Source organism: Hydrogenophaga sp. R2, from assembly GCF_049843595.1.
Taxonomy (GTDB): Bacteria; Pseudomonadota; Gammaproteobacteria; order Burkholderiales; family Burkholderiaceae_C; genus Hydrogenophaga.
Genome location: NZ_JBBHZN010000002.1, coordinates 229,190 through 251,762, shown reverse-complemented (window position 1 = coordinate 251,762; position 22,573 = coordinate 229,190). Strand labels below are relative to the sequence as shown.

General features: G+C 61.8%; 23 protein-coding genes. 14 read left to right on the top strand and 9 right to left on the bottom strand.

The features are described 5' to 3' along the window. Positions 1 to 160 precede the first annotated feature (160 nt). Together WD026_RS09690 and WD026_RS09685 are read left to right on the top strand one after the other, a co-directional pair. Positions 161 to 1,246 (top strand): porin, encoded by a 1,086-nt coding sequence (locus tag WD026_RS09690; RefSeq protein WP_425723459.1) that lies wholly within the window; start codon positions 161 to 163, stop codon positions 1,244 to 1,246. Between the two features lie 210 nt (positions 1,247 to 1,456). Next, positions 1,457 to 2,515, top strand: coding sequence for a porin (locus WD026_RS09685; RefSeq protein ID WP_425723458.1), 1,059 nt, complete (start codon positions 1,457 to 1,459; stop codon positions 2,513 to 2,515). Between the two features lie 94 nt (positions 2,516 to 2,609). On the opposite strand, the gene WD026_RS09680 is transcribed toward WD026_RS09685, so the two are convergent. Then, a complete protein-coding gene (locus WD026_RS09680) occupies positions 2,610 to 2,966 on the bottom strand; it encodes a ComEA family DNA-binding protein (RefSeq protein ID WP_425723457.1) in 357 nt (118 codons plus the stop codon). A gap of 78 nt (positions 2,967 to 3,044) precedes the next feature. Between WD026_RS09680 and WD026_RS09675 the strand changes: the two genes are divergently transcribed. Both WD026_RS09675 and WD026_RS09670 read left to right on the top strand, forming a co-directional pair. Further along, positions 3,045 to 3,818 (top strand): DUF3047 domain-containing protein, encoded by a 774-nt coding sequence (locus tag WD026_RS09675; RefSeq protein ID WP_425723456.1) that lies wholly within the window; start codon positions 3,045 to 3,047, stop codon positions 3,816 to 3,818. Positions 3,819 to 3,830: 12 nt separating this feature from the next. Then, a complete protein-coding gene (locus WD026_RS09670) occupies positions 3,831 to 5,051 on the top strand; it encodes a M20 aminoacylase family protein (RefSeq protein WP_425723455.1) in 1,221 nt (406 codons plus the stop codon). Between the two features lie 18 nt (positions 5,052 to 5,069). Here WD026_RS09670 and WD026_RS09665 read toward each other — a convergent pair whose 3' ends face one another. Next, a complete protein-coding gene (locus WD026_RS09665; protein WP_425723454.1) occupies positions 5,070 to 5,918 on the bottom strand; it encodes a MurR/RpiR family transcriptional regulator in 849 nt (282 codons plus the stop codon). Positions 5,919 to 5,983: 65 nt separating this feature from the next. On the opposite strand from WD026_RS09665, the gene tal reads away from it, so the two are divergent. Further along, on the top strand, positions 5,984 to 6,925 hold the full coding sequence (gene tal, locus WD026_RS09660; protein WP_425723453.1) for a transaldolase: 942 nt from the start codon (positions 5,984 to 5,986) through the stop codon (positions 6,923 to 6,925). An 88-nt stretch (positions 6,926 to 7,013) separates the two neighbouring features. On the opposite strand, the gene groL is transcribed toward tal, so the two are convergent. The 7 genes from groL to WD026_RS09625 all read right to left on the bottom strand — a co-directional run bounded on the left by groL (position 7,014) and on the right by WD026_RS09625 (position 16,178). Then, positions 7,014 to 8,660 carry a chaperonin GroEL gene (gene groL / locus WD026_RS09655; protein ID WP_425723452.1) on the bottom strand — a complete coding sequence of 549 codons (1,647 nt, stop codon included), beginning with the start codon at positions 8,658 to 8,660 and terminating at the stop codon, positions 7,014 to 7,016. Positions 8,661 to 8,707: 47 nt separating this feature from the next. Then, on the bottom strand, positions 8,708 to 8,998 hold the full coding sequence (gene groES, locus WD026_RS09650; protein WP_086122008.1) for a co-chaperone GroES: 291 nt from the start codon (positions 8,996 to 8,998) through the stop codon (positions 8,708 to 8,710). Between the two features lie 874 nt (positions 8,999 to 9,872). Continuing rightward, a complete protein-coding gene (locus tag WD026_RS09645; protein ID WP_425723451.1) occupies positions 9,873 to 10,946 on the bottom strand; it encodes an MAE_28990/MAE_18760 family HEPN-like nuclease in 1,074 nt (357 codons plus the stop codon). A 14-nt stretch (positions 10,947 to 10,960) separates the two neighbouring features. After that, positions 10,961 to 12,265, bottom strand: coding sequence for a DUF262 domain-containing protein (locus WD026_RS09640; protein WP_425723450.1), 1,305 nt, complete (start codon positions 12,263 to 12,265; stop codon positions 10,961 to 10,963). Between the two features lie 241 nt (positions 12,266 to 12,506). Then, on the bottom strand, positions 12,507 to 13,619 hold the full coding sequence (locus WD026_RS09635; RefSeq protein WP_425723449.1) for a DNA methyltransferase: 1,113 nt from the start codon (positions 13,617 to 13,619) through the stop codon (positions 12,507 to 12,509). A gap of 1,249 nt (positions 13,620 to 14,868) precedes the next feature. Next, positions 14,869 to 15,912 (bottom strand): DMT family transporter, encoded by a 1,044-nt coding sequence (locus tag WD026_RS09630; protein ID WP_425723448.1) that lies wholly within the window; start codon positions 15,910 to 15,912, stop codon positions 14,869 to 14,871. Continuing rightward, the gene (locus WD026_RS09625; protein WP_425723447.1) at positions 15,909 to 16,178 is read right to left on the bottom strand and encodes a metal-sensing transcriptional repressor; all 270 of its coding nucleotides are present in this window, start codon (positions 16,176 to 16,178) and stop codon (positions 15,909 to 15,911) included. The genes WD026_RS09630 and WD026_RS09625 overlap by 4 nt, the downstream gene beginning before the upstream one ends. Positions 16,179 to 16,312: 134 nt before the next feature. Between WD026_RS09625 and WD026_RS09620 the strand changes: the two genes are divergently transcribed. The 9 genes from WD026_RS09620 to WD026_RS09580 all read left to right on the top strand — a co-directional run bounded on the left by WD026_RS09620 (position 16,313) and on the right by WD026_RS09580 (position 22,521). Beyond that, complete coding sequence (locus WD026_RS09620; RefSeq protein WP_425723446.1) at positions 16,313 to 16,645, top strand: hypothetical protein; 333 nt, start codon at positions 16,313 to 16,315, stop codon at positions 16,643 to 16,645. 236 nt (positions 16,646 to 16,881) lie between these two features. After that, positions 16,882 to 17,454, top strand: a complete 573-nt coding sequence (locus tag WD026_RS09615) for a HupE/UreJ family protein (RefSeq protein WP_425723445.1) — start codon at positions 16,882 to 16,884, stop codon at positions 17,452 to 17,454. A 17-nt stretch (positions 17,455 to 17,471) separates the two neighbouring features. Further along, positions 17,472 to 18,146, top strand: coding sequence for a transmembrane anchor protein (locus WD026_RS09610; protein ID WP_425723444.1), 675 nt, complete (start codon positions 17,472 to 17,474; stop codon positions 18,144 to 18,146). A 645-nt stretch (positions 18,147 to 18,791) separates the two neighbouring features. After that, positions 18,792 to 19,448, top strand: coding sequence for a cation transporter (locus WD026_RS09605; RefSeq protein WP_425723443.1), 657 nt, complete (start codon positions 18,792 to 18,794; stop codon positions 19,446 to 19,448). Further along, positions 19,432 to 19,803 carry a DUF3703 domain-containing protein gene (locus WD026_RS09600; protein ID WP_425723442.1) on the top strand — a complete coding sequence of 124 codons (372 nt, stop codon included), beginning with the start codon at positions 19,432 to 19,434 and terminating at the stop codon, positions 19,801 to 19,803. Before WD026_RS09605 ends, WD026_RS09600 begins: the two co-directional genes overlap by 17 nt. Positions 19,804 to 20,298: 495 nt before the next feature. Beyond that, complete coding sequence (gene lspA, locus WD026_RS09595; protein WP_425723441.1) at positions 20,299 to 20,823, top strand: signal peptidase II; 525 nt, start codon at positions 20,299 to 20,301, stop codon at positions 20,821 to 20,823. Further along, positions 20,820 to 21,236, top strand: coding sequence for a disulfide bond formation protein B (locus WD026_RS09590; RefSeq protein ID WP_425723440.1), 417 nt, complete (start codon positions 20,820 to 20,822; stop codon positions 21,234 to 21,236). Before lspA ends, WD026_RS09590 begins: the two co-directional genes overlap by 4 nt. Further along, positions 21,233 to 21,889, top strand: a complete 657-nt coding sequence (locus WD026_RS09585) for a DsbA family protein (protein WP_425723439.1) — start codon at positions 21,233 to 21,235, stop codon at positions 21,887 to 21,889. The genes WD026_RS09590 and WD026_RS09585 overlap by 4 nt, the downstream gene beginning before the upstream one ends. 5 nt (positions 21,890 to 21,894) lie before the next feature. Beyond that, positions 21,895 to 22,521 (top strand): SCO family protein, encoded by a 627-nt coding sequence (locus WD026_RS09580; protein ID WP_425723438.1) that lies wholly within the window; start codon positions 21,895 to 21,897, stop codon positions 22,519 to 22,521. The last annotated feature ends 52 nt before the right edge of the window (positions 22,522 to 22,573 follow it).

The window sequence follows — 22,573 nt, the reverse complement described above, 5'->3', positions numbered from 1 at the left end:
AATGGTGCAACGCCAGCACCACCGCAGGGCACGAAAGGGGAAACCCCCCGTGGCGGCGGTGAGGTGTTTCTGCTGGAATCCCTAACAGCTTCCTGTTACGGAGGTTGGCCCGGCGGCACCAGACCGACGGCCTTTCATCAAACCCTTGGAGAACCTTTCCATGAAAAAGACCCTCATCGCCCTGGCCGCCGTTGCAGCCACCGGCGCTGCCATGGCCCAGTCCAGCGTCACCGTCTACGGCGTGGTCGACGTCGGCTACACCAGCGTGAACAACAGCGGCGTGGGCAGCACCGACAACACCGGTCTGACCAGCAGCAACATGACCACCAACCGTCTGGGCTTCCGTGGCACGGAAGATCTGGGTGGCGGTCTGAAGGCCAACTTCCAGGTCGAAACCAGCCTGGCCGCTGATGCGCCTGCTGCTTCCTCCATCGGCGATCGTGGTGCCTGGGTCGGCCTGTCCGGCGGCTTCGGCGAAATCCGCCTGGGTCGCGAGTACTCGACCACCTTCTGGTCCGGTTTCCTGTTTTCGCCCTTCGGCACCGGCGGTGTCGGTAACGGCTTCGGCTTCGCCAACCGCGTTGTGGCACACGCCGTGACCGGTCAGACCAACCCGATCTGGAACAACAACTCCATCACCTACAGCTCGCCCCGCATGGCCGGCTTCATGGTGCAGGGTCAATACGTCTTCGACGAAGTGGCCGGTGCCAACAATGCCGGTCGCAGCGCCGGTGTGCGTGTCAACTACTCCGGCGGCCCCCTGTCTGCCGAACTGGCTTACAGCGACACCGACGGCGGCGCCACCGTGGCGGCCACCACCCTGCTCGGCCTGACCACCTCTGCCGCCCACAAGTCGGTGGTCGGTGGCGTTTCCTACGACTTCGGCGTTGCCCGTGTGATGGCCAACTTCGGTCAGGAAAAAGCCAGCGTCCAGGCTACTGGCGCTTCCCTGGCCAAGGTCACCAACTACGAAATCGGCGTGGTTGCTCCGGTGGGCCCCGGCCGCCTGCGCGCCTCGTACAACAACTCCAAGGTTGACGTGACCGGTCAGGCTGTCGATCCCAAGGTGTCGAAGTTCGCCCTGGGTTACATCTATGACCTGTCCAAGCGCACCGCCGTGTACGCCACCGTGGCATCGCTCAAGAACAAGAACGGCCTCAACCTGACCCTGGGTGGCCCCGCCACCACCGGCGCAGCCAACGGCCGCTCCACCGGTTACAACATCGGTATCAGCCACACCTTCTGATCGGTGTCCCCGTCTTCTCAGGAAGACGGATCACTCGTCTGAGGCAAAGCCCGTCGCGGAAGCGGCGGGCTTTTTTGTTGCTGCATCGCAACGAATTGCGGCGATTTCGAGGGCATACCCGTAGTGGTTGCCGTCCACGGCTCTAAGATTCGCCGTCAGTTTCATCAACCTGCAACGCCTGTGTTGCAGAACTCCAAAAGGAAGTTATCCATGAAAAAGTCCCTGATCGCTCTGGCCGTTCTGGCCGCCTCCGGCGCCGCCATGGCCCAGTCCAGCGTGACCATCTATGGTCTGGCCGACGTGTGGGTTGGTTCGCAGAAAGACACCACCAACGGCGTGTCCGACGGCAGCTTCGGCAAGATGGCCAGCAACGAAGGTTTCGCCACCAGCCGTCTGGGCTTCAAGGGCTCGGAAGACCTGGGCGGTGGCCTGAAGGCCAACTTCCAGATCGAGACCAGCGTCGGTTTCGACCGCCCGGCTGCATCCAGCCTGGGTGACCGTCAAGCCTGGGTGGGCCTGTCGGGTGGTTTCGGTGAAGTGCAACTGGGCCGCGTCTGGACCCCGTACGACGACACCCGCGCTCTGATCAACGACACCTTCAACGCGAACTTCGCTTCGTCGTTCAACGTGTGGGAAGGCTACTTCGACCGCACCAGCAACGGCATCCGTTACAACACCCCCAGCTTCAGCGGCTTCTCGGCAGCCGGTGCCTACGCCTTCGGCGAGGACAAGACCGCCACCGCCAAGGCTTCCAGCCTGACCTCCGTCAGCCTGAACTACGCCAACGGCCCGATCGCTGCTGGCCTGGCTCACCAGATCGAGAAAGACGGCGCTGGCGCCGGCACGATCTACGCCGACCAGACCAGCCTGACCGCTCTGCTGGGCGCCGTGACCGACACCAAGCGCACCTACACCCTGGTGAACGCTTCCTACGACTTCGGCGTGGCCAAGGTCCTGGCTGGCTACAACACCGTCAAGGCGACCTCCAGCGCCACGACCGGTAACGCCAAGGCCAACGAGTGGAACGTCGGCGCAGAAGTGCCGTTCAGCTCCGCTCTGGCTCTGGGTGTTGGCTATGCCAAGTCCCAGGTCAAGCTGAACGGTGTCGACCAGAACGACACCACCGGCTACTCGGCTGCCCTGAAGTACACCCTGTCCAAGCGCACCTTCGTGTACGGTGGCCTGACCAAGGCTGAGGAAGAGACCGCTGCTGGCGTGTCCGTGTCCAAGACCACCCGCGTCTTCGCCGGTATCAGCCACGCTTTCTGATCGACGCACTGACGACACCCGTCAGTTCTTCATCCGAAGCAAAAAACCCACCGCGCAAGCGGTGGGTTTTTTTATGCCTGAAGCGGAACCGCCATCAACGCGACCCGCTCGCTGCCGGTGGCGGCGCAGACTTGGTGTCGCTGACCTTGCGATCCGCCGGCTTGACCACCACCTGGGTGGTGCCGGGTTTGTAGGCCTCGCCGTTGACGGTCAGGCCTTGGGCCGAGAGTTGTGCTGCGCGTTTTTCCGCGATGCCGGGCACCCGTTTGACCAGGTCGTTCCAGTCCTTGAAGGGTGCCGTCTTGCGGGCTTCGATGATCCTGGTGGAGGTGCTGGGGCCCACGCCCTTGATGCTGTCGAGATCGGCCGCGCTGGCCTTGTTCACGTCCACGCCAGCAAAACTGGCCAGGCTGGCGACCGACAGCAGGGTGGCGATGAGGAACTTGCGCATGAAAACTCCTTGAAAGTGAGGACGGGGACGGAGAATGTAGGACTGGCGTTGCACGAAGTCCTGACCTTTCCCCGTCGAATGAATCTCCGAACCCTGTTGTCTGTTCATGCCCTGGGCCGATGGATGCTGGGGGCGGGTGTGTTGTTGCTGGGGGCCTGCGGCACCACGCCCGAGGCCGACCCGCAGGCGCAGGCAGAGCCTGCCCGACTGCTGTCCACGCCGTGGCCGGAACTGCCGTGGCAGCCCTTCCCCTTACCTGGCAAGCGCTATGTGCCGTTCGAGGCTTCGCAGGTGGATGGCCGTGCGGCCTTGCGGGTGCAGGCCGATTCGTCGGTGAGCATCCTCCGACAGCGCTTGCCGGAACCCGTGGGCGGTTTGCGGCAGCCGATGCAGCTGCGCCTGACCTGGCGTGTGGATGCGCTGCCCAGCGATGGGGATCTGGCCCACATCGACCGATCCGACTCACCTGTCGGGGTGGTGCTGGCTTTCGGGGGCGATCGTTCCCGGTGGACCGGTCGGCAGCAGCGCCTTTCCGACCTGACGCAGCTGCTCACGGGCGAGCCATTGCCCTATGCCACGCTGGCCTATGTGTGGAGTGCGCAGCATCCGGTGGAGTCGGTGGTGTTCAACCCGCGCACCGACCGCATCCGCAAGCTGGTGCTCGACAGCGGTACCGACCACCTGCAGCAGTGGCGCGAGCATGTGCGGGACGTTCAGGCCGATTACCGATCGGCCTTCGGTGAGGAACCTGGGCCGCTGGTGGGTATCGCACTGATGACGGACACCGACAACACCCGCAGTCGTCTGACCGCGTGGTACGGTGCGCTGAGCCTCAAGCCCTTGTCACCCTGAACCTCGAGCGCCATGGCACTGAACCGCATCAAGGCCCACAGCCGCGCGTTTGCCCACATCGCGGCATTCCACCCCGAACTCACCGCGCTGCGGCGCGAGCTGCATGCCCACCCCGAACTCGGTTTCGAGGAGCACTACACCGCGCGCCGTGTGGTCGAGACGCTCAAGGTCTGCGGGGTCGACGAGATCCACACCGGCATCGGCCGCACCGGCGTGGTGGCCACCATCAAAGGGCGTGGACAGGGCAACCGCATGATCGGTCTGCGGGCCGACATGGACGCCCTGCCCATGCAGGAGGCCAACGAGTTCGCCTGGAAGTCCGCCAGGCCCGGCCTGATGCACGGCTGCGGCCACGATGGTCACACCGCCATGCTGATCGGTGCGGCCCGCTACCTGGCCGAAACCCGCAACTTCGACGGCACGGCGGTGCTGATCTTCCAGCCTGGCGAGGAAGGCTTTGCCGGCGCCAAGGCCATGATCGAGGACGGCCTGTTCGAGCGTTTTCCGGTGCAGTCGGTGTTTGCCATGCACAACTGGCCGCAGATGCGACCCGGCACCATCGGCATCAATCCGGGGCCGATGATGGCCTCGGCCGACCGCATCACCATCGAGATCAGCGGCAAGGGCGGGCACGGCGCGCACCCGTACCAGACGGTGGACCCGGTGCTGGTGGCGGCCCACATCATCACCGCGGTGCAGAGCATCGTCTCGCGCAACATCCGGCCCATCGACAGCGCCGTGATCAGCCTGTGTGCCATGCAGGCCGGCGACCTGGGCGCGTTCAGCGTGATCCCCGGCAAGGCGACGCTGGTGGGCACGGTGCGCACCTTCAACCCGGAGGTGCAGGCCATGGTGGAGCGGCGCCTGAACGAGGTGTGTTCCGGCGTGGCGCTGGGGCTGGGCGCCTCGGCCCATGTGAAGTACGAGCGCATCTACCCGGCCACCATCAACACCCGCGACGAAGCCCGCTTTGCGGCCGACGTGGCCCAGAAGCTGGTCGGTCACGAGCATGTGGACCGGGCCATGGACCCGAGCATGGGTGCCGAAGATTTCTCGTTCATGCTGCAGGTCAAGCCGGGCGCTTACCTGCGCCTGGGGCAGGGCGCCGAGAACGGCATCGGCAGCTGTTTCCTGGACAACAGCCGCTACGACTTCAATGACGAGGTGCTGCCGCTGGGGGCTGCCCTGCACGCCAGCCTGATCGAGCACGGCTTGCCGCTGCAGACCGCTTGAGGCCCGCGGCGGCGGGCCTCAGGTGTAGCGCTTGCTGCGCAGGTTGTTCTTCATTTCCTTGAGCAGCGGCTGCAGCTGCTGACCACCGATGCGCAGGGCCACGCAGGTGGCCAGCACGTCGATGATCATGAGGTGCAGCAGGCGCGAGGTCATGGGGCTGTAGCGGTCGTAACCCTCGGGATGATCGGCCGCCAGGTGGATGTGCCCGGCGTTCGCCAGCGGCGAGCCGCTGGCGGTGATGGTGATGACGGTCGCGCCGTGCTGCCGTGCGATGTCGGTGGCGTCCATCAGGTCGCGGGTGCGGCCCGAGTTGGACACGATGACCACGCAGTCCCCGTCGCGCAGCAGCGAGGCGCTCATCACCTGCATGTGGCCGTCGCTGTAGGCAATGGCGTTGATGCCCAGGCGGAAGAACTTGTGCTGCGCGTCCTGCGCCACGATGCCGGAATTGCCGGCACCGAAGAACTCGATGCGCCCCCGGCTGCGGTAGGTGGCCATCAGCGCGTCCACGGCGCGTTCGATGGCATGGGTGGAGGCGTCGTTGCGGTACTTGAGGAAAGCGGCCACCGTGTTGTCGATGACCTTGACCAGGACGTCGCTGGTCTTGTCGTCCACGTCCACGCTGCGGTGGATGAAGGGCACGCCCTCGCTCACCGTGCCGGCCAGCTTGAGCTTGAAGTCGGACAGGCCGTCGTAACCCATGCTGCGGCAGAAGCGCACCACGGTGGGCTTGCTCACATGGGCGCGCTCGGCCAGTTCGGAGACCGGCAGGCTGGCAAAGCTGCGCGGATCGGACAGCACCAGCTTGCCCACACGTTGTTCGGCGGGGGCCAGCGAGGGCAGCGAGGCCTTGATGCGGTCGAGCATGGCGGGGTGTATCGGGTTACGCGGAGATGTGTAATTTTATTACCTACGCCCCGCATAATCGCGGCATGAACCAGCTCGAAGCCCTCAAACAGTTCACCACCGTCGTGGCCGACACCGGCGACTTCCACCAGATCGCCGCCTACGCGCCACAGGACGCCACCACCAACCCGTCGCTCATCCTCAAGGCGGTGCAGAAGCCCGAGTACGCGCCCCTGCTGACCGAAGCGCTGCAGCGCTACGGCCACCTGGGCAAGGAGGAGGTGATGAACCACCTGCTGGTGCGCTTCGGCTGCGAGATCCTCCAGCACATCCCCGGCCGCGTCTCGACCGAGGTGGATGCGCGCCTGAGCTTCGACACCGAGGCCACCGTGGTCCGGGCCCGGCGCCTGATCGACCTGTACCAGGGCCAGGGCGTGCACATCGACCGGGTGCTCATCAAGATCGCCGCCACCTGGGAAGGCATTCAGGCGGCCGAACGCCTGGAGCGCGACGGCATCCACACCAACCTCACGCTGCTGTTCTCGTTCTGCCAGGCCGTGGCCTGCGGCCAGGCCAAGGTGCAGCTGATATCGCCCTTCGTGGGCCGCATCTACGACTGGTACAAGAAGCAGGCCGGTTCGTCCTGGGACGAGGCCGCCATGGCCGGTGCCAACGACCCCGGCGTGCAGTCGGTGCGGCGCATCCACGCCTTCTACAAGAAGTTCGGCGTGGCCACCGAGGTCATGGGCGCGAGCTTCCGCAACGTGGGCCAGATCACGGCGCTGGCCGGTTGCGACCTGCTCACCATCAGCCCCGAGCTGCTGGCCCAGCTGCAGGCCAGCGAGGCACCCCTGACCCGTGCGCTGGACCCTCAGGCCGCCCGCACCCTGGACATCGACTTCGTGCAATACGACGAGGCGGCCTTCCGGTTCGCGCTGAACCAGGACGCCATGGCCACCGAGAAGCTGGCCGAAGGCATCCGCGCCTTCGTGGCAGACACCCTCAAGCTCGAAGCCATGATGGGCTGACCCCATTCGGAGGCCGGACGAAAAAAAGCCCCGCGATCGCTCGCGGGGCTTTTTGCCTTGTGCGGGCTGGCCCGAAGGCCAGAGGCTATTACATGCCCATGCCGCCCATGTCGCCCATGCCACCCATGCCGCCACCCGGCATGGCCGGAGCGTCGTCCTTGGGGGCCTCGGCCACCATGCACTCGGTGGTCAGCATCAGGCTGGCCACGGAGGCGGCGTTCTGCAGAGCGGTGCGGGTCACCTTGGTCGGGTCCAGGATGCCCATCTCGATCATGTCGCCGTAGGTGTCGTTGGCGGCGTTGAAGCCGTAGTTGCCCTTGCCGGCCAGGATGGCGTTGACCACCACGCTCGGCTCGCCACCGGCGTTGGCCACGATCTCGCGCAGGGGGGCTTCGATGGCCTTGAGCACCAGCTTGATGCCGGCGTCCTGGTCAGCGTTGGAACCCTTGATCTCGCCAGCGGCCTGACGGGCGCGCAGCAGGGCCACGCCACCGCCGGCCACGATGCCTTCTTCCACGGCAGCGCGGGTGGCGTGCAGGGCGTCTTCCACGCGGGCCTTCTTCTCCTTCATCTCGACTTCGGTGGCAGCACCGACCTTGATGACGGCCACGCCGCCGGCCAGCTTGGCCACACGCTCCTGCAGCTTCTCGCGGTCGTAGTCGGAGGTGGCTTCCTCGATCTGCACGCGGATCTGCTTGACGCGGGCTTCGATGTCAGCGGCAGCGCCGGCGCCGTCGATGATGGTGGTGTTTTCCTTGCCCACTTCGATGCGCTTGGCCTGGCCCAGGTCGGCCAGGGTCACCTTGTCGAGGGTCAGGCCCACTTCTTCGGCGATGACCTTGCCACCGGTCAGGATGGCGATGTCTTCCAGCATGGCCTTGCGACGGTCGCCGAAGCCGGGGGCCTTGACGGCCACGACCTTCAGGATGCCGCGGATGGTGTTGACCACCAGGGTGGCCAGGGCTTCGCCTTCGACGTCTTCGGCAATGATCAGCAGCGGACGGCCGGCCTTGGCCACCTGCTCCAGGGTGGGCAGCAGGTCGCGGATGTTGCTGATCTTCTTGTCGAACAGCAGCACGAAGGGGTTGTCCAGCAGGGCAGCCTGCTTTTCGGGGTTGTTGATGAAGTAGGGCGACAGGTAGCCGCGGTCGAACTGCATGCCTTCGACGACATCCAGCTCGTTCTGCAGCGATTTGCCGTCTTCCACGGTGATCACGCCTTCCTTGCCGACCTTGTCCATGGCGTTGGCGATGATCTCGCCGATGCTGGAGTCGCTGTTGGCGGAGATGGAGCCGACCTGGGCGATTTCCTTGCTGGTGGTGGTGGGCTTGGAGGCCTTCTTCAGCTCGGCGATCAGGGCTTCCACGGCCTTGTCGATGCCGCGCTTCAGATCCATCGGGTTCATGCCGGCGGCCACGTACTTCATGCCCTCGCGCACGATGGCCTGGGCCAGCACGGTGGCGGTGGTGGTGCCGTCACCGGCGTTGTCCGAGGTCTTGGAAGCGACTTCCTTGACCATCTGGGCGCCCATGTTCTGGAGCTTGTCCTTGAGCTCGATCTCCTTGGCCACGGACACGCCGTCCTTGGTCACGGTGGGGGCGCCGAAGGAGCGCTCGAGCACCACGTTGCGGCCTTTCGGGCCCAGGGTGACCTTGACCGCGTTGGCCAGGATGTTCACGCCTTCAACCATGCGGGCGCGGGCTTCGCCGCCGAAAATGACGTCTTTTGCTGCCATGTTGATTTCTCCGATTCAGTAAATGGGGTGGGTGACGGGGAGAAGGATCACTTCTCGACGACCGCGAACAGGTCGTCTTCCTTCATGACCAGCAGCTCGTCGCCGTCGACCTTGACGGTCTGGCCGCTGTACTTGCCGAACAGGACGCGGTCGCCGACCTTGACGGTCAGGGCCTTGGTCTCGCCTTTGTCGTTCGTCTTGCCCGGGCCGACGGCCAGCACCTCGCCCTGGTCGGGCTTCTCGGCGGCGGCGTCGGGGATGACGATGCCGGAGGCGGTCTTGGTTTCGCTGTCAATGCGCTTGACGATCACTCGATCGGCGAGAGGACGAAGTTTCATTGCATCTCCTGAAAAGGAACGGGTTGGAATGGAGGCTGGAGCCGACCGGGAGGCCGGATCGAGGGAGCTGTGTGCGTGTTAGCACTCATCTCCAGCGAGTGCTAATCATAAGGGTGGGGATGGGCGTTTTCAAGGCCGGGCGGCGAAAAACCGGGCGCTGGTGCGGAACGTCACTCATGTTTCCACCATGCGCCACTTAACATTGAATCGCGTCTGGTGCTAGTAGGCCTGGTCGCGCGCTTGCGCTTCTGGATTCTGCTGACCGACCAGCAGTACCCAACCGCGGCCGCCAGGCCTGCCCTGATCTCTTCCTCCTGCAGCTCCCTGGAGCAGGGCGAGTCTTGTAGTCATGGGTACGGATGAGCTTAAGCTCGGGTGTGTGTAGGGGCAAAGCTCTCCAGCAGGAAGCGTTCTTCCATCGCTAGGACCTGAGCCTTAAGGTCCTTTATGCGTGACTGAAGCTCAACCCCTTAGAAGTCTGCTCACTTTGGATTTGTTCTAGCAAAGCATCTGGGGCCTTAGGCTACTGCTGAACCTGGCGAGGCGCCACTTGCATGCCAAGGGCGTAGAGCCTCTTGGTCATGAACTTCAGATGATCGTGCTGCTCCTGCAGTTTGGCAAGGCGGTCGGCGAGGTCTTGCGCGTGGTGCACATGATAAGAGCCATCAAGATAGTCACTCAGCGCCATTCGCTGTCTTCAGAGTGAGCACGCGTGGATCCTGGTCCGCCCCCTCAATCAGGACGGCCTACTCAGGGCAGCAGGTCGCCCTGACCTCAGTTACTTCAATCGCTTGCCGTCCTCGGCTATAGCGGCTGTTACGCCGATCAATTTCGCCGAACCGTTGTTCCTGGCATACCGGAAACCCCAGGCAGTTTACCTCGGAGCCCAGACTAGATCGTCTTCCGCAAGGAGTACAAATGGATTTGCGATCTTAGGGCATGCGAAGTCCAACCCGATCCCGATACCATCTGGCGCCGGCGTTCCGACTGCAATCGTCTCCTGTTCTGCCCCATTCAACTGAAGACTTTGAATTCGCCCCCACCTAGCAGCACCTGAGGGCTTGGCCACGAAGATGGGCTGGCCAACAGCGAGGTCAAACTCGGGCGGCAACACCACAATAATCGTTCCGTTCTTGAAAGGTCCGTCGCCCTCTACCTGCTCAAGCTTGGTCGCCGCACTAGTAACCATGTGACGCGAATCTAGGTAGCGCCCCACGACCATAGCGAAAAGATCTGTCGAGAGTGCCTCGATGAAATTGATGGTTTCATTCATGCCGTCAACACCCAACAGGTTCGCAGGCTTGCCACCTCGGTGAGCGACCTGATTGCGTCGCTCCACTAAGTCGTTCAATCGTTCCTCGATGACCGTGTGTGGGAGACCATCCGGTGGGGTCACCTCTAGCCCCTGCACTGTCATGTGCCATCGAATCAAGGCGTCTCCACGACGCACCTGCGAGCACATGCCTTCGAGGCCGAGGGGAACGAAGATGTCGTCGATATCGCGGGCGCGAAGGTTGGAATCATGCCAAACCACGGCAGCTTCGTTCAACGCATATGGTGTAACTCCGCTAAGGCAGTTGTACAGGTTTTCCACGACGCTCCCGACAGTAAGTCCCGCGTGCCGCCCTTCACCCAAGCGACCTCGGGCCAACAAGTCCGCACTGTGCTTCAGGTGCTTTGCAGCGAGCTTCTCTGGTAGTTCGGTATACGGTAACCTCCTCGCTTCAAGGCTTGCAAAGGCCGCTGCCAGTGCTTCTACGTATGATTCGAAGATCGCATATAGCGCCACGAAGAAAGCAGCATTGTCAAAGCGACGTCGCAGAGATGTAAATTGACGAGCCTTGGGATCTGTGTTGTTGGCAAGGGCATCACTGATTTGCGTGATTGACGCAACGAAACTCCTCAGTTCGCTCAGCTCTCTCTTGAGTTCATCTAGGGTAGCGCGCACGTGTCGCCTCGAAATCAGTTCCTCGGAAGCCGGGCAATCGCAGCGGCGAAAGCCGCGCCTATCTGTGCATTTCGCTGTTGTGTGTCGGCAAAGTTGGTGCGCCGGCCAGAGAACAAGTCATCGCTCGATTCGTACATGTTCTTCAACTCCTCGCGCAAAAGCTCCTTGCTCTCGATAAGGGCCGCGCGGTGAGATACAACCGCCGGACTGTTGGCTATGTACATCAACGGGTCGTAGACAATCTTCGTTGCACGTCGCGCGGAGGTATTGAGAAGAGTAAAGGCATCGGGGCCCATTACCTGCCAGAGAAATTCTATGGTCGATTCAAACATGAGGCGGTACTGGCCAAGCACCTTATCTGTGAAGCGATTGCCACGCACTAGAAAGAGGTCCAAAAAAGCCGAAATCTTGTTCAGGCCCGCTTTGAATTCGCCAATCTGACGGTAAGCAAAAAACCTGAGTACAAGTTCGACATCTTCCATCTTCTGAAACATGCGGATGCCTGCAAGGGTCGCTTCATCTGTCGCGTCGTCGTGCTCCTGCACTCCATTACCACTTTCAGAATCTGGATCAAGTGGAAGGCCCCACAACCGGCGAAATGTAACATTCTCAGAGAGTTGCAAACACAAGGTGTTTAGAGGGCCACTGTAGATGGCATTGCGCGTCTCCTGGCTGCTGAGCTTTACGCCACCTGAGTTAAGCCGCTCAAACACCAGCTTCTTCAACGTCGCAGCTTGCTCCTCGCTGTCGGCGGTTTCCTGCAGAAGAATAATCGAAGAGATGTAGCGCCGGTCGATGCCGTCGCGCACTTTGGACGGGAGCGTTGAGTATCGGCGCCCTTCCAAATCTGGCCAGTATTCCAAGCCGGTTAGGGCAAACTTGTCGTCGTAAAAATCGCCGAGTGCTGTTAGACGCTGACGACCATCCATGACTTCAAAACGTGCCAGATCCCGCTCGTAGAGAAACACGGGCGGGACCGGCACATTCAGCAAAAACGACTCGATGAGGCGCGACTTACGTGTGTCGTCCCAACGGTGGCGGCGCTGGTAATCGGGATCCAGCATATAGCGCGCTGTGACCTTACCGGACTCGTCCTGCTTGGTCTCTCGCAGCATCTGAAGAATGCCAGCGAGGGGATAGCGGGCCTGTTCAGTGACGATACGAATGTCGCCTTTCGCGTAACGGCTGTTCAGCTCTTCATCCGTAGCCTTGGGCGGAACGGCTTCAGGTTCGAATGAGACACGCTCGCCCTCAAGCAGGAAATCTGTAGCGGGAATGGCCGCCTGGCTACCTCCCCCTTTAGTCTGTTTATTCGTCACGCTAGATCTCTCATTTGGCGCGGCGAGACCTGACGCCGCATATGGTTTGACTAAATGAACCCCCACGGTGAATGTGGAGTGTGGCTTCGCATAAAAAAGGAAATCGCCCACACTGTTGGCTGGATACTCCAAAGCCTGCCACGAGGGCAAAGGTCTTTTCATCAACAACCATTACGACCGGGACGCCAAAATTAATGGGAGCGACGACGTAATGGACATGCGAACCTCAGTTCGGCGTTACTCAATGCCTGACAACGTGGAAATCGTACTCGTCACAGGCACTCGATCCCGCGCGCATCTGCTGAGCTTGGCGCTTACCGGAATGCGCCGAAGAGGCGTTGCGAGCTGACTTGACGTCGAATTCCACGCCCGATAACTCGAACGATTTGTACATCAGCGATTTGGCATCGACGTTTGCCGAGGGGATAACACCGAAGCGGATGTACATATGAAGGTCGTCTGCTTGTGTGTTCGCCATGTTGGCCCAAACCTTGCCTAACGAACTGGCGAAGCTGTCCTGCCCCGTGTGCTCCAACTGCATACCAGCGCTGTAGTCCACAGTCGCCGGCCCTCCTAAGAACCAATTGCGCAACCACTGATCCTGTACGTAGGTCTTCATCCCGTAGTATGGAGGCGACGTTACCACCACCGAGTGCTTTCGGCCTGACGGAAGGCTTGTAGGTACCGTCGAGTCGCCTCGAACGACGTTGGTGTAATCGGCCTTCGGCAGCGCTTTTGATGCGGCGATTAGCTTAAGCTTGCGCTCGAGTGCCTGTAGTACGTCTACCTCTGGCGGTACTAAGTTCCGCTTGGTCCAGAATCTAATTGCGTAATCAGGCTTGGGCGCGAAGGTGCGCGGCATCTGGTTTGAGAAGTAGGAAGCTGCGCCGCTAACCAACAAAGGGCCATGCAAGCAGCCCAACACGGCAGCCCTGAGCATCACGGCTTCATCGGAGTCCTCGAGACCGAGAAGTCCCTCCCGCAGTGCGCAGATATCCCGTAGTGTCTTGCTGTGATACGCAGCCTTGAAGAACTCACTTTGCGGCACGTGCAGAGGCTCGATGGCAAGAATCAGCAACTGCGCTAGGCACAGCGCATCTTCGGCCGAAGAGTTGGAGAGCTTCGCTTTGGCGATTGCCACTGCTACCGGCGACGTGTCGATTCCCCAGCTTTCAAGCCCGAGCATGCGAGCAGCGAACAATGTCGTGCCCCGACCGCAGAATGGATCTACAACTACGGGTTTCGCTGCACTGTGCTTCCGAAGGACCTTCAACGGGTATTCCAAGGGGAACATCGTGAAATACGGACAGATGGCGTTTAGCGCGAAAGAAGGGTTATAGGCAAGAGGGCGCATTTGGGGTATGTGGGGACCACAGAGTGTAGCCCCCATTGTTAACCTACGATAGGGACCCCTTGTTGCTGATTAAGCGTTCTCAGGCCGTTGGATTCGCTAGCCAGTACCGCGCCGCCACAAATCGGAAGCTAGTGGGTTTCCGCTCGCCGTCTGAAGCGGCCGATACGTAAGGACTACTTAAGGCGAGGAGCGGAGGGTGGCGTCGCTCGAGTCAATCCCTGGTGAACTATGTCATCCTTATATGACACTGGCAGATAGTCCAGAAGCCACTGACGTGGCTTGCACCTGACCGGTTGGCGCCGGCGATGACCGTCGAGGTGGGCTGCTCTGGGCCGGCCTCGTGACGGGTACTCACGCTGCGCGGTCGGTCTCTCCTTCTGGTTACATTGTGCCCGTCCATTCCGCGCAGCGCTGGCAGCTCAACCAAACGCCGGTCCAGCCCTTTCTACTTCAACAGCACCCTACAGCTTTCTTCCAGCCGGTATTGCTACTAGTGTTCGAGGCAGTGGTGGGGCCGATCTGGTTCATGGCCTGCACCACCTGCGCCCAGTCCACGCCGATCACCAGCGCCAAGGGCTGGTTATTGCTCGGGTTACCGGAATCTCAGACGGCATCCGCTCTACGCGGACGATGTCGCCCGAGAAGACTATTCGCGTATCGGACAGTAGACCAGGGTGTCCCCGGGCGTATGAACACTCCCTCGATGCACCAGATTATCCGTAACACCGAGGCGACAAGGCGAAGTCTGGACCTTCGACCGCCCGCTGAGGAAGTGCCGGCTCAGTTCCTTCGGAGGATGATCTCAACAGGTTTCGCAAGGCGCTGAGCTTATCGCCACCCGTGCACGCATATCCGACTGTGCGTCAGCATGCGCAACCACCTGCGCCCCTTTCAATGTGAGCACTCCGTTACCCAGCCTGCGGTGCTCTTGTGTGCCGGTGTTGATCATCCATCGGACCGGCTAGGCCGTAACACGCCGAACCGCGTCCTCGATCTGACGGGCAATTTGAGCGGTGCTGCCGCTGTCAATTGGCACGGCCCCACGAAGCCCAAGCGGCATTCAAACCCTGGTTCGGGACAGTCCGGCCGGCGGTGTCTCCGATGTGAGCATAAACGCGGAGAGCCGCTTGCTGAAACCTGATCTCCAGCACATGGGCAGCGGCGAGGTTTTTGAGCGCGCAAAAAGCCAGGTCCGCAAGTTTTTCATTGGTTGAACGCTCCGATGTGCGGCTGGGCTTGTTGACAAGCTTCAGTGCACATGGCGGTGATGCACGTCAGGGAAGTGAGGATGCCGGTGCATAATCTGCTGGTGATTGTGCACATGCACATGGGGCTCATTGCCATCCCATCCAGCGTCGTGCTCGTGCTGATGGTGTTCGTCGTGCACATGGGCGTGGCTGTGCTCCATCGGTTCATGGGTGTGTTCGTGCTCGTGCCTCTCGGTCAGGTGCAACCACACGCCCAGAGCCATCAGGGCGCACGCCAGCCAGAACCCGGGCCCGACCGGATCCCCCAGCCACACTATCGAGACAAACGCTCCCACAAACGGGGCGACCGAGAAGTACGCGCCGGTCCTTGCGGTACCCAGTCCTCGGAGTGCCAGGACAAAAAGCACCAGGCTGATGCCGTAGCCCAGCAGACCCACGGTCATGGCAGACGCCATGACGGACAGTGGCAGGTGGTGAGCGCCGGTGGCCAGACCGAGCGCCACGTTGACATATCCGGCCACCAGACCTTTGGTGCCTGCGATGAACAAGGCGTCGGACGCGGAAACCTTGCGCGTCAGGTTGTTGTCCAGCGCCCAGCACAGGCAGGCCAGCACGATGAGTAGTGAGCCCCAGTTCAGGCCACCTTGGGCGGGTCCTCCACTCTGCCAGGACAGGATGACGCCGCCCGCCACGATCGCCAGCATGCCGAGCACGATGCGGCGGTCAGCGTTTTCCTTGAAAGCCACCCAGGCCAGCACCGCCGTCAGCACCCCCTCCAGATTGAGCAGCAAAGATGCGGTCGATGCGGTCGTCTGTTGCAGTCCCAGCAGCAGGGCGACCGGACCCAGGATGCCCCCGAAGCCGATGGCGCCGGCCAGCCAAGGCCATTCGCTGCGGGTCAAGCCCGAGGGCTCCCACCCTCGATCCCGCACCATCCTGAAGGTCAACAGACCGATGCCGCTGCCCAGGTAGAGCAGCCCTCCCAGCATGACTGGTGACACCGATCCCAGCAGCATCTTGGCCAGGGGTGTGCTCAGCCCGAAGAGCGCCGCAGCACCGAGAGCGAATCCGACACTTGCGTTCATAGGTATTTGGTGATCTCGCGGAACTCGTCCAGCGACCCCGGCTGCGGCTGGCCCGCGTTGGTCACCATGTGGCTCAGGCAATGGTCGAGATGGTCCTGGATCAGCGTTCGTTTGGCCTGGGTAATCGCTTTCTCCACCGCTTGCAGCTGCTGGACCACGTCCATGCAGGGCTTACCTTGTTCGAGCATCGCCACCACGCTGCCAAGGTGACCGCCGGCCCGACGAAGCCGTTTGATCACGGCGGGATGTGTTTCGTGAACGTGCATGTTGATCTATCTGGTTACCGGAACGGATCCTCCCCCGGAGGTTACAATGAAAGCGTCCTTGCTACCCGACGCAGATGACAGTCGTCCATCGCCAGCACCCGTTTCGTCCTCCTGCTGCTACAGCAGGTGGGTGGGTGGCCATCGTGGTCGCACTGATCCTGCTGGCCGGGGCCATGATCACTCCATGGGGGTTGGCCAAGTCGCACGGATCGGCTGCACTGACGGCCTTGCACCACGGTGAGTCCTGGGACTCCCTGGACGGGCACGGGCACAGCCACGAGGATGAGCTGCCCGCATCGGTCGGCATCCATGTCCATCACGCGGGCGATCACTCGCATGACCATGCCCACGCGCTGCCCCTGGGCTTGCCACGGGTGACGCAGGCCACGGCCGAGTGGCCCTCGGGCCCCAATCACGCCGGCCCCTTGCCGGCGTTGGCGCGCCTGGAACGTCCCCCGCAGTCCTGACCGCTGGTCATTACCACCGGTTCGGGCTGCTGTCGCGGCCCTGAACGTTCATTTTCCTCAACGGAGTTTTCATGCTCAGCTTTTCTCACGAGCGGCTTCAGGCTGCGCCCCGGGCGCGACCGGGCCCCGCCGCGACCACCTTGCTGGTCCTGGCGTTCCTTCTGTTCTTTTCCGCCGAGGCCTTTGCACACGCCGTCACCCAGGGTGACAAGGGGTACATCCAGGAGATATCCGGGGTGCATTTGCTGCCGTTCACCTACCTGGGTGCCAAGCACATGGCCACGGGCTACGACCACATCCTGTTCCTGTTCGGGGTGATCTTCTTCCTCTACAAGCTCAAGGACATTGCGGTCTACGTCAGCCTGTTTGCGATCGGCCACTCCACCACCATGGTGCTGGGGGTCTTCTACAACATCGGGATCAACAGCTACCTGATTGATGCCGTCATCGGCTTCTCGGTGGTCTACAAGGCGCTGGACAACATCGGGGCCTTCCAGCGCTGGTTCGGCGTGCAGCCGAACACCAAGGTCGCGACCCTGGTCTTCGGTCTAATCCACGGCTTCGGTCTGGCCACCAAGATCCAGGAGTACGAGATCTCACGCGATGGCCTGGTGGCCAACCTGCTGGCGTTCAACGTCGGCGTGGAAATCGGGCAGCTGCTGGCCTTGTCCGTGATCCTCATCGGCGTCAGCTTCTGGCGCCGCACCGCAGGCTTTGCGCGTTACGCCTACAGCGCCAACGTGGTCATGATGTCCGCCGGCTTCATCCTGGTGGGCATGCAACTGACCGGCTACATCGTCTCCCAATGAATTCGAGAGTGAACAACATGTACAACAGCGACATTCCCTCCCGCGCCGAACTGCCCTCCACCCGGCAGCTCATTCGCTCGACCATCATCGCGGCCGTTTCTGCCGTGGTCCTCCTCTACACCGTGGTCCTCCCTTCCGAGTACGGAGTGGACCCCACCGGCATCGGCCGCGCGCTCGGGCTGACAGAGATGGGCGAGATCAAGACCCGCCTCGCCCAGGAGGCGGCCGAAGACGAAGCCGCCACCAAGGCTGCCAACGCAGCGCCTGCTGCAGGGGGAGCGCCAAGCCCGGCAGCGGTAACGCCTCCCGCAGCGGCGGTTGCGGCTTCGGCGATCCCGGCCGCCGCGTCCACCGCCTCGGCACCTGCCGCCGCCTCCCCGTGGCGCGATGAAATGACCTTCACCCTCACCCCGGGTCAGGGCACCGAGATAAAGATGAAGATGAAGGAAGGCGAGAAGGCCCTGTTCGCGTGGACCGTCCAGGGCGGCGTGGTGAACTTCGACACCCACGGCGACGCTCTCGGAAAGTCCATCAGCTACGAGAAGGGTCGAGCCGTGGCCTCGGACGACGGTGAGCTGGTCGCTGCCTTCACGGGCAACCATGGCTGGTTCTGGCGCAACCGGGGCCAGGCCGATGTGACCGTGGTGCTAAAGACCGGCGGCGAGTACGGCGGGATACAAAAGATGAAGTGAGTCTGTCTAGGCGTGGGACCGGTACTGTCCGAGAACCACGCCCTCGACCTGCCAATCGATCCTCGGCGTGGTGGCGAGCATCCTGCGCCCGTCTTTTTCGAGTACCAGCAGATTGGACCCACTCGCGACTGTCGCGGATGGGGAGACAACCAGAAGATCTCCCTCCCAGATGGAGCTCTCGATTTCCCATGACTCGTCCACCACCATGACGAGCAGGTCAGTGCCTCGCGGAAGCTGTACGAGCAATTGTGGAGGTATGTCGGAATGCGATGACTGTTCTGGCACAAGCGACGACCGCAAAAGAAGACTTACGTAGCAAGCGAAATCCAGCGCCGATGTTCAGAGACTCAACAAGTTTCTCTCTCATGGGAGCTTGTTGAACTGGGTTTCGGTTTGCTGCTGATGTTTCAACAGATTGAATCACAGGTCAGCAGCCTGGCTGGTAAGCAAGATGCGGATTCGTGACAAATCTAGACTGGTCTTCTCGGCCCCATCAGAACCAACTGACGAAGGCAGCCACCGTCCTACCTTCCGCTAGTTGAAGGTGGCAGTAGGCAGTAATCGCCCCCACATGAATGTCCGCAGAAATGTGTTGACTCTGTAGTTGCTCCAGGGTTTTCAATGGAGGCATCGAAAGGAAAGACCATGTCAGCCCATTGCTGCGAACACGACACACCGAAGGCCGAGACCATCGTCAACCTCGTCCGCTACCGGCGCATCCTGTGGATCGCGCTGGTCATCAACGCGGCCATGTTCTTGGTGGAGATCGGCGCAGGCGTGCGGGCCGGCTCGCTGTCGCTGCTGGCCGACGCGATCGACTTCGCGGGCGACGCACTGAACTATGGCGTATCGCTGGCGGTGCTGGCCTCGGCGCTGGCGTGGCGTGCCCGCGCGGCCATACTCAAAGCAGTGAGCATGATGGGCTTTGGCCTGTATGTGCTGGGGGCGGCGGTGTGGTCGGTTTGGCACGACGGGGTGCCGCAGGCCATGACCATGGGCGCGGTGGCGCTGCTGGCGTTGGTGGCCAACGTGGCCGTGGCCTGGATGCTCTACGCGTTTCGAGAAGGAGATGCGAACATGCGCAGCGTGTGGCTGTGCTCGCGCAACGACGCCATTGGCAACGTTGCCGTATTCATGGCTGCGCTGGGTGTATTCGGTACCGGCTCTGCTTGGCCCGACCTTTTGGTGGCGAGCCTAATGGCGGCACTGGCCTTGCACGGCGGTTGGACGGTGCTGCGGCAGGCGCGCGGTGAGCTGGGCGAAGACGGTGCAAAAGAGGAGCTTCATGGACACGTCCACTGAGCCACAGGGTGCCCCCCGACCTGACGGCGCCGCTCACGCCCAATTGATCCGGAGCGCAGCAGCTGCAGCCTCCGTAGAGCAGGCTTGGCTGTACCTGGAGGCGGCCCATGTCGTGGGACAGCTGCACTTCAAGCTGCACCTTCAAACCCACGCTCAGATGTTGAGGTTGTCCTTGCATACCCGCGACTGGTCCGAGGCGGTGGGACAGGTGATGCGGTTGGTGTTGGTTCCGCTGGGCCACTTCAGCGGGCGCCTGCCGCTGGGCAATCCGGGCCGGTCCACAGTGAGCGCTTTTGTGCCCTTGCCTGTGCGTCCCGAGCTGGCTGAGCTGATAGCCCGTGCACGCAGCCATTGAAATGGCTGCCGATTAGAATTCACCTATGCGCGTTTTTCTGGTCTTGCTGCTGCTCACTCTGATGCCGCTGCAGTTCTCTGCTGCTTCGGCTGAGACGTGCTGTGGCCACGTTCCGGGCACGCAGAGACAGCAAGCCATGCACCATCAGGCAGGCCATGGACAGGCTGAGAAGGGCGATGAAGTCTGGGTCGCTGGAGACAGCGGCTTTGATCTCGATTGCGGAACCTGCCACGCGAATTGCGCCGCCGCTGTCAGAGCGACGATCGCGTCTATCGCTATCTCCGCAGGTATTGAACGAGCGGAACACCTCGCCGAACGCCGCTCGCGACTATGGCATGAGCAACCGTACCGACCTCAGTGGTCCGCCCCGCTAGGTTCGGGGTGGAAAACTGTTGCCTGATGGGCTGACAGACACAACTTCCCCGATCCCCTGGCTTCAAGTGGCCGCCGTTTCACACGGAGGCTGACCTCGGGTCGTATTGGAAGGGTTCTCTCATGACTGCTGGCTGGACTCAGCGAAACCCAAGGTGGGCATGGCTCGCGATCGTAGCCACCCTCCTCTTGCTAGATCAATTCACCAAGTCGTATTTCTCAAGCACCCTCGAGTTGGGTGAAGCGGTTCGGGTGACCGATTGGCTCAACTTCGTGCATGTGCTCAACGAGGGGGCAGCATTCTCTTTTTTGGCCGATGCCGGTGGCTGGCAACGCTGGTTTTTCATAGGCGTATCGGTGTTAGTGGTAGGTGTTGTCTCGATGGTGTGCCTCTCACGGCAAGCCGAGCCGCTAGACCGCTGGCTGGGCGCCTTTGTGGCGGGCGGCGGTGGAGGCAATCTCGTGGACCGCGTTCAGATCGGCGCTGTGGTCGACTTCCTAGACTTCCACTGGCGCAGCATTCATTGGCCAGCCTTCAACCTAGCCGATGTTTTCATCGTCTGCTCCGCGCTGACCTGGTGCCTGGTTTCGTTGAAAGCGCCGCCGCGCCAACCGACCCGGAAAACTGCTGAGGAGCTTCCTCCATGAAGCGTGAATGGTTCTTGATCATGGTCGCTTGGGCCTTCGCTCTGGTGTCCACGCTCGGTGCGCTTTTCCTAGGTGAGGTCATGGGTATGACGCCCTGCTTGCTCTGCTGGTATCAGCGCATCTTCATGTTCCCTCTGGCGATCATCCTGGGCATGGCGGCCTTTGCCGAGGACCGACGCGGTGCGGTGTATGCACTGCCGCTGGCCCTTGGAGGCACAGCGGTGGCCGGTTACCACACCGCACTCATCGCAGGGTGGGTGCCGAAGTGGTGGGTTCCTTGCGGCACCGGGCCTTCGTGCAGCGAACAGAGCCTCGAAATCCTGGGTGGCATCCAGATTCCCTGGTTGTCTCTCCTGGCCTTCATCGCCATCGCCTTCCTGCTGTTTTCTTATTTGAAAAAGACCCGTTCATGAACGCTAAAAAATTCACCGTCATCGGTCTCGTGGTCATCGTTGCCTTGTTCTTCTACCTGGGAATGAATGCCTACCAATCGCGCGTGCAGGCCGCGCAGGACGTACAGGTAAAAGCCGAGCAGACCCGCCTGGTGCGCATGCACTCGCCGGTCTTCGGTCCGCAGAGCGCGCCAGTCACCATCGTCGAGTTTTTTGATCCCGCCTGCGAGACCTGCCGCGCTTTCTATCCCATCGTCAAGAACCTGATGGCCCAGTACCCCAATGACGTGCGACTTGTGATCCGGTACGCGCCGTTTCACCAGGGCTCAGACGTTGTGGTCAAGTTGCTGGAGTCGGCCAAGGGCCAGGGCAAGTACCAGCCGGTGCTGGAATCTTTGTTGGCCGCGCAGCCTGCTTGGGCCGATCACGGTCAGCCCAGCATCGAGACCGCATTCAAAGTGGCCGAGCAGGCCGGGCTGGACCTGGTCAAGGCGCGGCAGGACATGGAGAAACCCGGTATGCAGGCGATCCTGCACCAGGACATAGAAGACCTCACCGCGCTGCAAGTCACCAAGACGCCGACCTTTTTCGTCAACGGCCGCAGCCTGCCCAGTTTCGGTCCCGATCAGCTGGCTTCGCTCGTGGCCGAAGAAGTGGCCAAAGCGAAGAAATGAGAAACATGGCTCCCGCACCACGTCCTTTTAATCGACGCAAGGTCTTGGTCTTGAGTGCTTCGTGGCTCGCCGCAGGTGGTCTTCTGGCGGGCTGTTCGCCCCAGGCACCCACCTTCAAGAGCACCGACATTACAGGGGCTGCTTTTGCACAGGACCTCAAGCTCACCGACCACACCGGGCAGGTCCGCACCATGGCCGATTTCCGCGGTAAGGCTGTGGTGGTGTTTTTCGGCTTTACGCAGTGCCCCGATGTGTGCCCCACCTCCATGACCACCCTGGCCGAGGTCAAGCACCTCATGGGTGATCGAGGCGCGCAGCTTCAGGTGCTCTTCATCACCGTGGATCCGGAGCGCGACACACTACCGCTGCTCAAGGAATACATGACCAACTTCGATCCGAGCTTTCTGGCGCTGCGCCCCGAGCCGGCCGAGCTCAGGGCAGTGGCTGACAGCTTCAAGATTCACTACCGCAAAGCCGAAGGCCCAACGCCCACCTCGTACACGATGGACCATTCGGCGGGCAAGTACGTGTTCGACACCAACGGCGCCGTGCGCCTGTTCTCGAGATACGGAACCGAACCCGCCGTGATCGCCGAAGACATCCTTGCCCTGCTGACATCCATGGACGCCTGACCACCGTTGCGGGCATGAACACACTGTTGATCTATCTGGCCACCGCCATCGC